The 14,126-nt window shown below is 38.5% G+C and carries 13 protein-coding genes; 10 read left to right on the top strand and 3 right to left on the bottom strand.

Going from position 1 to position 14,126, the window contains the following annotated elements:
- Positions 1-15 precede the first annotated feature (15 nt).
- The 7 genes from MSMAS_RS18755 (at position 16) to MSMAS_RS07605 (ending at position 8,280) form a co-directional block, all read left to right on the top strand.
- Entirely contained in the window at positions 16-177 is a 162-nt protein-coding gene (locus MSMAS_RS18755; protein ID WP_155395240.1) for a hypothetical protein, read from the top strand.
- Positions 174-812, top strand: a complete 639-nt coding sequence (locus tag MSMAS_RS07630; RefSeq protein WP_048046407.1) for a hypothetical protein — start codon at positions 174-176, stop codon at positions 810-812. The genes MSMAS_RS18755 and MSMAS_RS07630 overlap by 4 nt, the downstream gene beginning before the upstream one ends.
- A gap of 12 nt (positions 813-824) precedes the next feature.
- Positions 825-1,157 (top strand): HNH endonuclease signature motif containing protein, encoded by a 333-nt coding sequence (locus MSMAS_RS07625; protein ID WP_011035142.1) that lies wholly within the window; start codon positions 825-827, stop codon positions 1,155-1,157.
- Complete coding sequence (locus MSMAS_RS07620) at positions 1,150-3,822, top strand: DNA polymerase type-B family protein (RefSeq protein ID WP_048038166.1); 2,673 nt, start codon at positions 1,150-1,152, stop codon at positions 3,820-3,822. The genes MSMAS_RS07625 and MSMAS_RS07620 overlap by 8 nt, the downstream gene beginning before the upstream one ends.
- Before the next feature lie 76 nt (positions 3,823-3,898).
- Positions 3,899-5,242, top strand: coding sequence for a hypothetical protein (locus MSMAS_RS07615; RefSeq protein ID WP_011035144.1), 1,344 nt, complete (start codon positions 3,899-3,901; stop codon positions 5,240-5,242).
- A 723-nt stretch (positions 5,243-5,965) separates the two neighbouring features.
- A complete protein-coding gene (locus MSMAS_RS07610; protein ID WP_011035145.1) occupies positions 5,966-6,307 on the top strand; it encodes a hypothetical protein in 342 nt (113 codons plus the stop codon).
- A gap of 752 nt (positions 6,308-7,059) precedes the next feature.
- Entirely contained in the window at positions 7,060-8,280 is a 1,221-nt protein-coding gene (locus MSMAS_RS07605; protein WP_048046943.1) for a hypothetical protein, read from the top strand.
- A 171-nt stretch (positions 8,281-8,451) separates the two neighbouring features.
- Here MSMAS_RS07605 and MSMAS_RS07600 read toward each other — a convergent pair whose 3' ends face one another.
- Positions 8,452-8,955 carry a Holliday junction resolvase-like protein gene (locus MSMAS_RS07600; RefSeq protein ID WP_230625049.1) on the bottom strand — a complete coding sequence of 168 codons (504 nt, stop codon included), beginning with the start codon at positions 8,953-8,955 and terminating at the stop codon, positions 8,452-8,454.
- Between the two features lie 296 nt (positions 8,956-9,251).
- Between MSMAS_RS07600 and MSMAS_RS07595 the strand changes: the two genes are divergently transcribed.
- Together MSMAS_RS07595 and MSMAS_RS07590 are read left to right on the top strand one after the other, a co-directional pair.
- Positions 9,252-10,301, top strand: coding sequence for a hypothetical protein (locus tag MSMAS_RS07595; RefSeq protein ID WP_226987646.1), 1,050 nt, complete (start codon positions 9,252-9,254; stop codon positions 10,299-10,301).
- Positions 10,302-11,228 carry a mechanosensitive ion channel family protein gene (locus MSMAS_RS07590; protein WP_048040606.1) on the top strand — a complete coding sequence of 309 codons (927 nt, stop codon included), beginning with the start codon at positions 10,302-10,304 and terminating at the stop codon, positions 11,226-11,228.
- Positions 11,229-11,322: 94 nt separating this feature from the next.
- Here MSMAS_RS07590 and MSMAS_RS07585 read toward each other — a convergent pair whose 3' ends face one another.
- Positions 11,323-11,838, bottom strand: coding sequence for a DUF421 domain-containing protein (locus tag MSMAS_RS07585; protein ID WP_048040065.1), 516 nt, complete (start codon positions 11,836-11,838; stop codon positions 11,323-11,325).
- Between the two features lie 195 nt (positions 11,839-12,033).
- Complete coding sequence (locus MSMAS_RS07580; RefSeq protein WP_048043161.1) at positions 12,034-12,990, bottom strand: mechanosensitive ion channel family protein; 957 nt, start codon at positions 12,988-12,990, stop codon at positions 12,034-12,036.
- 379 nt (positions 12,991-13,369) lie between these two features.
- On the opposite strand from MSMAS_RS07580, the gene MSMAS_RS07575 reads away from it, so the two are divergent.
- Positions 13,370-14,104, top strand: coding sequence for an AzlC family ABC transporter permease (locus MSMAS_RS07575; RefSeq protein ID WP_011035152.1), 735 nt, complete (start codon positions 13,370-13,372; stop codon positions 14,102-14,104).
- Positions 14,105-14,126: the final 22 nt, after the last annotated feature.

The raw sequence follows: 14,126 nt of genomic DNA, 5'->3' as shown, positions 1-14,126 counted from the left end.
AAGTAAGAGCGGTACATGTTGCTTATTGTGAGTTACATGACCACAAAAGACAGAGTTTTGATAACATTGTCTCCTTACCTTAAGGAGAAACTGGAACAGAAAGCAGAAGAATACGGATGCTCTCAGGCTGAAGTTATGAGAACAGCCTTTATCAGAATGATGGAGGCTGAAAGATGAGCAGACCAAGATTTTCCAAAGACTACAGAACTTATGGAGAATGGCTCAAGGCTCAGCCCAGAGATACAAAATATGCAAAGGAAATCATCAGGAAACACAAATTTTTCCCTGATAAAAGCCTCAGCCAACTTAGAAATCTAAAGATAGGGGATTTTGACTTTAGCCAGAGAGCCTGGAAAACTCTCTCAGCTCAGGATAAGAGAGATAGAAACCTATCTCTCCAAATTTTAAGAGAAATGAGGAACGGTGAAAATCTTTCTTCTGTACTTGAAAAAATAGGCAAAAGAACAGAATTTGCAGTCAAGCACCTTGGAAAGAAATTGTATAAGTCAGGAGGAACCTGGAAGGTTACAAAAGCCGATACTATCCAGGTCAATATGCTGATCTACTCCACAGAAGGACAAGAAACAATAGTTACAGCCAGTTCTAAGGATAGGTCTTTAATTGGGGAATATTTCGCCAACGTTCAGAAGGCAATAAAAAACAACGATCCTTCGGTTCTTGCCAAGTTTAAGGATATTAAAATAGTGGATGCAAAAGGCAAAGTCCACCATTTTGAAACCGATCTTAATAAGCTCTATGAGATCCTGGAAGCCCAAGAAGAGCCTGAGTTTTTGGAAATCTATCAACACTAAGGAGGTGAAACTATGGATAAAGAAAATTATCAAAAAACTTTGAACAAACAGAAGAGAAAAGGAAAAATCTCTCTTTGCTGTGTTGTCTGTGGAGAAGATGACCCAGATGTAATTGAAATGCATCATCCCTATGGAAAGAGTAACTCAGACATAGTTCAGCCTCTTTGTAAAAACTGCCATTCCAAGATAACAAGGGAACAGAATAAACTAAGTCCAAAAGCCAGATCTGGAAATGCCTCTCCTGAACAAAAGAGAGCTTTTCAGTTAGTTTCTATTGGTGCCTTGCTTACAGAATTAGGAACTCAGCTAATTGATCTTGGAAATGAGATGGTGCAAAATGTATAAAGTTGCAGTCAGGGGATATACTCAGAAACTTGAGAAAAAAGGCGAGTATAAGAGTTTTAGACGTTATGATACTCCTCTAAGGCACAATAGGGTACTGGTCTTTGATACTGAAACCACAATTGACCAGTATCAAAATTTTAAGATCGGATACTTCCAGATTTACCAGGATGGAGTTATTCAGCATGATGGTTTATTCTATGATCTATCTACCCTGAATGAAAGAGAAATAAAGATACTGGAAACCTATTCAAGAAAACATAATATAAGCCTGTATTCCCTGGATGAGTTCATAGACAGTGTATTTTATCCTGAAGTCTTTGAGCTTAAAACCCTCTGCAATGGGTATAACCTGGCTTTTGACATAAGCAGAATATCAAAAAAATCAGGAGATTCAAGGGGAAGGAACAGAGGAGGCTTTACTCTTACTCTTTCATATGACCCTTTTAAGCCTCCTATAATCATCAGAAAACTTGGATACTCTAACAGCTTCAAGTTTACCACTACCAAGCAAAACAAAGGAGAGAGCTACTTCTCAGGCTATTTCTTGGATACTCAAAGGCTGGCTGAAGTTCTCCTTCAATCAAACCATATTTCCCTTGAACAAGCAGGAGAGAAGCTTAATACTCCTGTTCAGAAGATGAAAGGGGTCGAGCATGGAAAAGTTACTGAAAAGTACATTGAATATCTGGTAAAGGATGTTGAAACCACCCATGCCGTTTACGAGAAGCTTGTTAAGGAGCTTGACGTTTATCAGATCCATATTCCCATAACAAAGATCTTTAGTGCTGCTTCCATTGGAAAATATGCTCTTGAACAATTGGGAGTTAAACCGTTCCTGGAACTGAACCCAGATTTTCCAGATTCAGTTATTGGAAACATGATGACTTCTTATTTTGGAGGAAGAACTGAATGTAAAATAAGGAAGGAGCCAAGAAAGGTTACAGTTCTTGATTTTACAAGCATGTACCCTACAGTTACAATGCTAATGAACCTCTGGAAATACATCATAGCTGAAAGCCTGGAAATTCAGGATATTACAGAGGAGGTCAGGATATTTATTTCCAAACTGAAGCTTTCAGATCTTCAGAAACAGGACACATGGAAAAAGCTTGTTGTTATGGTCAAGATTCAGCCTGAGAATGATATTTTTCCTGTAAGGATGGATTACAAAGGAAATAACACAGGGTTTAACGTAGGAATCAATTATCTGAGTTCTAACTCTGAGATGTGGTATTCTTTACCGGATGTTATAGGCTCCTACCTCCTTACTGGCAAGGTTCCAAAGATCAAAGAAGCTGTAAAATTTATTCCTAAAGGAGTACAGAAGGGGTTAAGGAAATCCAGGATTCTTGGAGTTGACATTGATCCATCAAAGGATAACATTGTTCAGGTTCTTGTAGAAGAGAGGCAGAAAATTAAGGAAAGGTCAAAAAAGACAGATAAAAATAATCCTGAATTTCAACATCTATCAAGCAGAGCCCAGGCTATCAAGATCCTTGTAAATGCTCTCAGTTATGGAATCTTTATTGAGCTTAACCCAGAAGATAAGAAAAGTGAGTTTCAGGTTTATGGGCTTGAGAATTTCGTTACAAAGGAAAACAGGTTTGAGAAATCAGGAAAATATTTTCATCCTCTCCTAGCTGTTATGATTACTTCAGGAGCCAGGCTTTTCTTAACAATGGCTGAAGCCAGGTTAAAAGAGCTTGGAGCTATTCACGCTTACATGGATACTGATTCTGTGTTTGTGCCTCCTGAAAAGGCTCAGGAGCTTGCAGAGTTCTTTCAGCTTCTTAACCCTTATAACATGGATATTCCATTGCTTAAGCCTGAGAAAAAGGATCTCTGGTTTTATGGAATTGCTTCTAAAAGGTATGCTCTGTACTACTACGAAGATGGAAAAATCAGGTTCATGGAAGATGAAAGGTCTTACAAGCTTCATGGACTTGGGCACTTAACAAACCCATTTCCTAACTCAGTTGAAGATTGGCAGGCTGAAATCTGGCAAGATATTCTTAAGCTGCATTATAAGCAAATTATTGGAATGGATATTGAAGAGAAGTATTCAAACCTTTATGCTATTTCCAGGCTTACTGTTAGCACTTCCAATGTATTGAACCGATTTAAAAAACTGAATGAGGGGAAAAACTGGAAAGAACAGATTAAACCTTTTAACTTCTTCCTTGTAGGGTTCCAAGCAATTGAAGAAGATGATAAGGCTGTTAAGCCTCTGGCTCCATTTACCAAAGATTATCAGAAGATTGTCTATGAGCCTTTTATTGATTATGAAACAGGAGAAACGAAGGAAGGATCTCAGTATTTCAAACCATTGAGCAGGACAATTTTGCAGTATGTTGAGCATATGGAAAACAAGTTTGATGGAGGCATAGGAATTTTAGAGAGAAAACGTATTCAGGCTGATGGTTTAGTTTACATTGGAAAGGAAGCAAATAATATTGATGATCAGCCTTTAGATGTAACAGGAGCTCAAGTTTTCATTAATGAGGAAGAGCTTAAGCACAGGATATTGGCTTTGACCCCTGAAGAGGCAAGGAAATTAGGTATCCAGCATAGAAGTACTTTGAAGAGGATGAAAGATAGAGTTAAGAGAGATAGTAAGATAAACTTGGACACTAAAGAAGTAAAGAAACTTGTGAATGAATATTAATGAATTTAATATTAGATATTTGTCTTTCTCTAAATAAAGAATAACTTAAATAGATTAAATTCAAACTTTATTAGGCATGTCTGATGACTTAAATGAAGAAACTAATACTTCAGATAATAAAAAAGAGAATATTGATACAAAATCTGAAGAAACTAATACTTTAGATAGTAAAAAAGAGAAAACCAACATTTACTCTACTGAATATCAGAATTCTCTGGCAATTAAAACAATTAAGGATGCACATAAGAGGTTTTCAGAGGTCATTTTTCCTTCAACGTTTAAGGCAATTGAGGATGCACATAAGAGGTTTTCAGAAGTCATTTTTCCTTCAACGTTTAAGGCAATTGAAGATGCACAAAAGAGCCTTTCAGAAGTTTATTCTCCTTCAGTGTTCAAGGCAATTGAAGATGCACAAAAGTACTTTTCAGAAGTTTATTCCCCTTCAATGTTCAAGGCAATTGAAGATTCACAAAAGTACCTTTCAGAAGTTTATTCCCCTTCAATGTTCAAGGCAATTGAAGATTCACAAAAGTACCTTTCAGAAGTTTATTCCCCTTCAATGTTCAAGGCGATTGAAGAAGCACAGATAAAACTAACAAATTTAATCTCTAAAGAACTAGTTTTCGATAATTGGGTAAAAACAAATGTACAGCTTTTTGATTTTGTGAATAAACGTCTTTCTTTTGTTGATAGCGTTGATTCAAAAATTCTACCTATATTACAAAAACATAATTGGTTTATAACGGTTTCATTAGAAGATGCTTTCATTTTGAACTTGTCACGAACAATCGAAAACCCTTCAGGAAAATTGGGAAAAGAAATACGTCAAGAGTTTATTAACTACTTTTCAAGAAATAATTTTGCGAAATTAGCCTCTATGATTGAATCTTGGGAAGAGAACACTTTATTCAAACCAAGAATGAAGATATTTAGAGATAGTTATAATCTATTGAAACACTCTCACAATAGTTATAATCCTTCAAACTTTTTGATTCCAACATTAATTTCTCAAATAGATGGCATTCTCACCGATTACCTTATTCAAAATGAATTTACCATTGTACAAAAAGGAAAGGGTTTGGTTTGGAAAGACAAAACAAACAAGAATAATTGGAGAATTAGTAATAGAAACAAAATTTACGAAGATATATTTGATCCGAATGTCATCGAATATTCATTGCCAAATGGTTCTATGTCATCGGCAGCTTTAGGGATAGGGAATAATTTTATTCTTAATACACTTTTTCAAACAGCTTACACAAAACAAAAGCTGGAAAAACCCTTTGGACTAAGTAGGCATAAAATAATGCATGGTGAATACGTAAAGTATGGAAGAAAAGACCACCTAATTAGGACATATCTTATGTTAGATTTTTTGTTTGGGTTAGAAAATGTTGACTACAATGACCCCAACACATGAATTAATTAAACCTTAATTGAAAACGTCAAAAATTCAAAAAAATTCCAACATTTGCGTTTCAAACTTTTTAGTCATTTTTTCTTGAGCCCTATTATTAAAAATTGGTTCTTAGTTATGGGACTTTTAATAAGTCGGTTGTGTGGTAATTGTACAAAACAGCGTTGCGTTTTTTTGAGTTACCTATATCCCATAATCTTAATGCGAGAGATTAGATTCGAACCCAAGAGCACTTTCGTAAATTTATCTTAGTTCATCGATTTTGATATAGTTGGGCAACCCCTGCATATCGAAAACATATTTAATCTGATCCTGTAGATTATACATATCGCAAAATTGAGCCCGAATTCAAATCATTTCATCTCACACAGAATGGTCAGCTCGGGGTCTAAGTCTTATCGTAAATCATTATCTTTGCTCTGCGTAAGTACCGGAAATTGCCACTAAAAAATAATTTTCTGGTTTTTATGGGAATTACAAGAAAAATTAAAAGATGTTTGTAACTATTACTTATCCAGAACTTCCTGGTTTTACTCTCCACCCCGGCCGGGAACACACTTCATACCTCAGGTTCTTTTCTAAACATTGTTATTGTTGCGTCAACAGAATGGTAAGCATTGAATTTATGATGGTTTAGCTGGCATATCTCTCACTTTAACATTATTATTATTTAATGCATGAATTAACTTCATAAACTATGAAGTCCAATTAGACTGGGGGATAACTATGAATAAACTTATGAAAATAGTAGTTTATATTCTGGCCGTAATAGGGCTTGCTTGCATTGTAAAGCATACGCGGATAACATACTGCAAAGATGGTTGCTGCCTCTGTAATTCGTTCAAATCAAAGGTAGAAGGATCCAGAACGAAAGTGGAGGGAGTTAAAACAAAAGTAGAGGGAGTCAAGACAAAAGTAGAAGGAGCTAAAACAAAAGTACATGTGTTTAAAGCAAAGGTACATGGATTTAAAACAAAAGAATCTGAAACAAAAGAAGAATTTAAAGCAAAAGAAGAAGGCGAAAAGAGAACCGGCACAAGGTATGGTTCTAATCCGATCCAGTACTGATAAAGTATTAAGGTATTAAACAAGTAAATGTTAAACAAGTAAAGTATTAAACAAGTAAGTATTAAACAAGTAAAGTATTAATAAAGATATAAATTTCTCTTTTTTAAATTTTTATTCTCTTTTTTAATTTTTCATTTTCTTCGTGGCGACATATAGTACATAGCGACATATAGTACATATAAAGAGTATATAATTGATTAAACATTATTAAAATTTTAATTGAAATTTAGTTATGCCAGTAAGATTCTGAATTTTGATTCTGAATTTTCTTAGGGCATCATGTGTGAACGGTACACAAATCTCTGACAACTCTCGTAGTCGCCTTTGCAGTATTTAGATATCACACTGGCAGGTAATTTGCCCTTTTTTGGAGCAACTTCGCACGTACAGGTTTCACTATCCGAATCTGGATTTACTGTTATGAGATAACGGCAATACACTCAAAACACCTCTAATATATTACTACCTGAATTATTCATACATACATAAAAGAATATCTCTGCCTGCGCCTGAAATTTGATAGCTTGAACCTGAAATTTGATGGTTTGAGCCTGGAATTTAATAGCCTGATCCTGAAATTTAATGGTCTGAGCCTGGAATTTGATGTGATGAATATTTACTTTTTTCTATTGCTGCGTTTCAGACAGGCTCCTAACTGGCAGGGCATTACCTGCAATTATAAATACCATTTAATTTTATAATAATTGCAGGATAACTTGCATATGGGCAAATAAGAAATGGGGATGGGAATTATGAAAAATAGGGATAATTTATGCTTAACTGTCTTTACTTCAGCAATCCTGATCTGTGTTCTAATTATCGGCTTATCTGCAGCACAGACATCAGGCGAACAGAACGCTTCCAGCAACGACTCATCTTCGGAGGATGAATTTCCTTATCCGCGCGGCACAGCCCCTCCATACGGGATGATGGGATGGGAGACTGGCACTCAGTTTTTAGAAGATAATGCCACGCTTGTTCACCTCGGATGGAGCACCTATATAACTCCACAGCAGTTCGTCGATAACGTTAACAGGGGAAAACAGCTCGGAATTTCAAAATATCTGGTAGTCACTGGAGGCCCTCAGATGGAATCTGAAAGCTTCTGGGAAGAAGTCAGGGGTATGGGTGTTACTGATGATGATTTCTACGGCGTGTACTTCCCTGACGAGGAAGGAAGCCCTTCAACACTTATCAGCATGTACACGGGTATGAAGAAATACTTCCCGGATGCCGTTGCCGGCGATTATTTAGGCGACATGCAGACAGGGCCTGATGATGAAGAATTTATTCCGGGGCTGGATGTCTGTTACTTCACCAGCTACACGAAATTCCATCCTGAACGCCCGCACGCCTGGGTATACGGCAACCTCATCTCCAATGCTCCGGACTGGAAAAATGCGGGAAAAACAGTATACCTAACAACAGAGGCGTTTGGTCAGGCTCTTGAAGTTAATGCTCGTGACCCTGACCTGAATACCACGAAAAAAGTGGCTGACCGTCATGAAAGCCAGGTTGTCATGGGAATTTTAGGCGGGGCTCAGGGTGTTTTTTCATATGCATATAAATATGCGGAAGGGACTCCAGGCTATACCGGATGGGAAGGATTTAAGCCGAAATACGAAGAGGTCTGGCCCTGGATTATGAATGATAGCCGGACACTTCTGGCAACCGACGTGACCAGCGGCAGGACAAATATAACTTCGGATCCTGGGGGAACAATTTCTTCTGTCACAGCTTACATGTTTACTGATGCGGATGGTAGAATACTGGTTGCATCGTCGAGTATGCTGGATTTTACGGAATCGAATGGCACGGCAAGCGATGCAACCATTACCGGCGTGCCTGAAGGAAGGTATGATGTCTTATGGGAAAACAGGACGGTGAATGTTACTGATGGGACCATCAGAGATACCTGGGAACCATACGAGTATCATTTTTACCAGTTGCAGAATGATACAGGTACTGAATAAGCTCTTAATGCTTCCAGGGTTTCAGTAGAATAGGTTTATTCTCTCAAAAGGAGGTTAGCAGGTTCCATTCCTGCTGACCCTTCTATTTTGCCTGCTCTTCGATATCTCCTAACCCTTTCTGCTAACTCTCCAGATTCTGCTATCTGTTTAAAGGCATAGAATTAAAAGAATTTACTCCCTGTTGTGGATAATTTCATAGCTAACCTTTCCCCGGTTTATGCATTCCCTGACAAGCTTTTCTCTCTGAGAAAGTGCACCGGTTTTTCCGGACTTGACCTCGACAAAGACCACCTTATTCATTTCCCCTTCGGAAAGCCCGTCAAAAACAATAAAATCCACAGGAGTCCCGAGAAACCTTGCATCTTTGGGGTTATATTCAAAGTCCGGGAAATAAGGGATAAGGTGTTCAGTGACTTTGCCGCGGATAACGGCTTCGCTTTTCTTTATCGCGTCCTGGCGGATTTTTTTCTCCTCATCGAGCTTCCATGTCCTGAAAAGAGTGTCAGCTTTTTCGGAAACCTGGCGATCCATTTCCCTTGCCTGCCAGGACTCATACAGGTCTCTTGCTCGTGATTCTACCCTGCCCTTCAATTTAATGTATTTAAGGAAAAGGTAAACAATAAGGAGGGCAAGGAAAAGGATAAGGGTTGAAATCATCCAGTCGGTCACGGTCATTTCTCCGGAAAAAGTTGTTCACATGAAATAAAAATAAATTCATCTGAGAGGAGAGGTCAATACATAAATCTCAGGGAATATATTTCAACGAATAAATCTCAGACTCTATAAATGACTATAAATATTTAAAAGTTCCAGAAGGATTTCCATTTTCCAGGCATACATCAAAGTTGTTACATCATCAAAGTTGTTACATCATCAAGGCTGTTACATCATCAAGGATGACACACAACATCAAGGTATTACACAAATACCGTTAGCTATAAGCAGAATACATTTAATATAAGATAGAGGATATGGTGGAGATTCAGCCTGAAAGCTCTGGGAAAGAAGGCTTCAGTGAGATTATAGGGTTGCGAGAAGAAATTGGAGAAATTCAGTCCGCAATTGCTGATTTTGAAGTTGGGAAAAAGCTTAACATAGCCATAATAGCCGGAACTCTTGCAGGAAAGACAGCTCTGCTTGGTGAGATAGGGAGGTTAAATTCAACCAGATCAACAGGGATCACTTTATCCAGAATTGTCCGGGACAGAAAGGAAATTTCCCTGCCTGATAATGTTAAAAGGATTGTGCTTTTTGACAACTGCCACTTTCTTTACATGAGAAAAACAGGCGGTTTTGATGTATTTTATGAATTTCTGAAAATGATAAGCTCTCAGGAAAGGCTGTTTATAACTACCTGGAACCTTTATTCCTGGAGATATTTAAACGAAGCCTTCGAGATCGGGAAGTACTTTCCAGTACAGATTTTCGTCCCTTCCTTCGAAAAAAAGAATCTCAGGACTTTTATCCTAAAAAGATACGGAGAAGCAGAGATCAGATTTGATGACGGTAAAGATTCCGAAAAGGAGCCTATACTGTACATAGCAAAATACCCTCTTGACCTGGCTTTGCTGGGCAAGAAAATGCTCATTCCCGTTATAAAAATAAATATCTCTTACCTTAAGGGCCGCTTTCTTAAAAAAGAGGAAATAAAATCTGCTGAGGACCGGGTATTTGAAAAGATCTATCTCGAATCAGGAGGCAACCCCGGAGTTGCATTGAGGATCTGGGAACTCGGGATTGACTACCCCCGGATAAAACCCGAATACATAGGTCAGTTTTCATATGATATAGAACTTGAATACGAAGAGTCTTTTGTTTTGAGCCTTATTCTTTCGTACCAGAGTCTGAAGAAAACCGAAATCATCGAAATGATAGGTTCTGTTTTGAGGACGGATGAAATTCTCTTCAGGTTAATAGCTCAGGAATTGGTTAGTAAAGATGAAGCAGGTTCTTATCGCGTCAGGCCTGAAGCTCTTGGAAGTGTTATTGCTTATCTGGAAAAATTAAGGCTGGTGTGGTAAATGGTAGATGGGGAGTCAGGAAGGGAGCAGCTTCTGGAGGCAATAAGGTCTATTGATACTGAAACTCTCATCAATATGATTCTTGTTCTTTCCATTGCTTATATACTCAGCACAATAATTTCTGTCATTTTATCAAAAATTTCAGAAAAAATGAGCAGAAATGGAAGGATAAAAGCAAAAATGCTAATTCCTGTCATAAAGTTTGTAATATATATCCTGGCATTTTATTATATCTCCAGAGAAATATTCATAATTTTCGGGCCTGAACTGTTTCTCCTCACAGGACTTATGGGCGCAGCCATCGGTTTTGGAGTTAAGGACCTTTTTGCTGATTTTGTAGGCGGAATCGTGATTACTTTTGAAAAACCCTACCAGATAGGGGACAAAATATCTATCGGAGAATATTACGGGGAAGTTACTGACATAGGGCTCAGGGCAACAAAACTGACCACACCGGACGACGATACCGTTACAGCCCCAAACAGCCTGATATTCAGTGAAGCTGTTGCCAGCGCCAATGATGGGGCTTCGGAAATGATGGTCGTAATAGACCTGTATGTAGAATCCGAATCAGACGTAAAGACAGCAATGGAAATTTTAAGGGAAACGGTTGTGAGCTCAAGGTATGTTTATATCTCCAAAAACAGCCCCATCACCCTGCTTCACAAAGCTCTTCCTTTTTATACCAGGTTAAGAGCCAGAGCATATGTTAATGATCTGAGAGACGAGTTCAAGTTTGAATCCGATGTTCATACAAGAGCCTGGATGGAATTTAAGAATAAAGGGATCAGGGCTCCTCACCTTCATATCCTGAGCGTCCCGCCATCAGAAGAGCGCGAATCAAGTGACTCCGTAAGAAACGTCCGGTTCAGGACAAACAGGAAAGAATCCGAATTCGACATGGATCAGGGAAATTCTGACCTTTAAGCCTGTTTTCATCTATCAGTTCGCTTTGTGTCACTTCATTTTACTTTAATAATTCTTTAAACTTTTAAGTTTTAATATTTTAAGTTTTAAAATTTTAAACTTTTAACCCGGTAATCTTAAGCTCTTTCCCTTCTTTTTCTGACTGGCCTATTATTGAGAAACTTCCATCAGTTTCAAGGATTACAGCCCCCACATCTTCCAGATTTGCATGCCCCTCATTCCGTACAGACTGCTCAATCTCACTTTCAACGACCCTGGACCGTTTCATAGCGTCTTTAAGATACTCTCCATTGTAATAAACAAGGGTTGGCTCTCCCCTTACAACCCCTTTAATGAAGTCCGATCTTACGGTTAACCAGGAAATCATATGCTGCAGCCATATAAGAACTGCAAGACCCGTTAACCCTTCTGAAAGGGAAATATCTTTACTCAAAATGAAGGACCCGAAGGTAGACCCGAGTGCGACCGTAATTACAAAATCAAATGCGTTAAGCTTGGAAAGAGTGCGTTTTCCGGAAACCCTTAAAAAAAATATAAGTGCAATATACCCCGCAATTCCAAGAACCAGAACCCTTACAATATCACTCCATGTATTGAAAAACCATCCCACTGCCTTAATCCCCCGAAACAGGCAAGTTAAAAACTCTTTAAGGTTATGGACATCACATGTTTACGGATACCAGTTATAACTGGTTGTTCCTTTTATATTATACATTGTATTGAAGAACCTGAATTTTCTGGAAGGAAAGAACCCCTAAAAATATTCGGGTCTCCGGAAAGGAATTAATTTTAAAAATTTTATATTTCACTGGCCTTTTTCCGGAGAGTTCATAAAATCAATACCTACTGCAGTTCCTACCATAATGTCCTCTTCTTTTTCCAGAGCTTCAAGAATATTTGTGGTTAAAAGGTGACTGACAGCCCGCCTTTTTCTGGGCGCTACCACATACCTTAACCGCATTTCTATCCAGTTTTCCTGCAGCTTTGTATAAAGCTGGGTCTTCACATCATAGGTTGTGGTAAAATACTTTTCTCCCATGAGAAGGAGTTCTGTCTGTGCCAGTCTTTCGAACTCCTCCACCACCGGGCCTGCAGTTTGGAGGGCAATTTCCTCGGCTTTTTTCCAGTTGCTGCCGTATATTAACAGAATCCGGACTTCATCCCAGATAAAAGAATAGTCCCTTGTGTAGTTTTTTATCGTCTGGTTGAGGGCAAAGCTGTTAGGGATGTGAAGAATTCTGCCTGTGTACTGGTCTGCGTCTATCCATTCCCTTATTTCCATAATTGCGGTGCTGAAGCTCCCTATGTCGAGCACATCGCCGGTGCTGTCCCCGACCTGTATCCTGTCCCCGGCTTTAAATGGGCGGGACAGAATTATCAGAATCCCTCCTGCCAGGTTTCGTAAAACGTCCTGAAGCGCAATTGCAACTCCTGCACTCAGAATCCCATAGGCTATGAGCAGAGTGCTTGTCCTCTCGACCCAGATCGCAAAAAGGGAGGCAAAAGCAAGGACCGTAACAAGGATAGATACGGTTTTCCTCAGAGTATACCTGTCTCTGGCGGTAGAAACCCTTCTAAGGATAAGGTTTCCTGCAAGGGAATTTATTACATAAGCCAGAAAAATTATAAATAAAGAGATAAGAAGAGCGTCAAGCAGAGAACGGTCCTCAAAAATATAAAAATCGGTGAAGTACCTGATATATGAAGTAAAAAGGATTAAAACCAGCAGAATAAAAAAGTTCAGTCGCTGGAGAACTTTCATGTAATTAAATATGATGTTTTTTATATATCAATATAGGCAGCTTTTTCGAAGTTTACTCAGGTTCAAAACTTCTCTCGAAATGAGGTTTTCATCGAAATTATACTGAGTCAAATGACTGCTTCTTTTTCAATCCACTCTGTATTCAGTCTTTATCCGAATTTCAATCATTATTCTATTAATAATCTTTAATATCCCTTAATTTTGAAATGTATTAGAAATTATTATAATTTGTAAATCAATTTAATGAAAAATCCTCGATATTTGCTATAATCCATTAACGGTTGTGATATTTATTCAATATCTTTAAATATAATAAACACGTTTTCCGTTTTTTATTTTTCAAGAAACATTCTACGAAAGAGACAGCAGAAGATATAGTATGACTCAAAACAGGGTAAACAGGCACGGAATAGATGATAAGGATGTTTTCACAGGTGCCCTCAAAACCACAGTTCCTGTATTTCTCGGATATATCCCTCTCGGAATGGCTTTTGGTTTCCTGCTGGACGGCGCAGGATACCACTGGATTTACGCTTTTCTCATGAGCCTTCTGGTTTATGCCGGTTCAGGTCAGTTTCTGGCAGTAGCTTTACTTGCTGCAGGGGCAGGACTCACGGAATTTGTTATAGCTACTCTGCTCCTTAACCTCAGGCATGCGTTTTATGGCCTATCTCTGCTGGAAAAATTTTCCGACGTCGGGAAAGTCAAGCCTTACCTTATATTTGCATTAACGGACGAGACCTATGCACTTCTGACCACGACAGAAGTCCCTAAAGGAGGGTCAAAATCGAGGTTTTACTTTTACATTGCAGCTCTTGACCACCTTTACTGGATTACGGGGTCCGTACTCGGGGCATTGCTTGGTTCCCTGCTGGACCTCAACCTTGAGGGTATGGCTTTTGTTCTGACAGCTCTCTTTGTGGTGCTGACAATAGAACAGTATTTCAGTTCCAGGGTACGCTTCCCTTTCATAGCAGCAGTGGGAGCAGGAACTCTTTCCCTTATCCTCTTCAGCCCTGAAAACATGTTATTGATTTCGATTATTCTTGGGACTCTGATCCTTATGAGCAGGGAAAAATTAACGCAAAAAAATATAAGTATAAATAATGGGTAGGGTGAAACCCACACGGCAGAAG

Source organism: Methanosarcina mazei S-6, from assembly GCF_000970205.1.
GTDB lineage: Archaea > Halobacteriota > Methanosarcinia > Methanosarcinales > Methanosarcinaceae > Methanosarcina > Methanosarcina mazei.
Note: the sequence above shows the minus strand (reverse complement) of the source record. Positions and strands in the feature narration are given on the sequence as shown.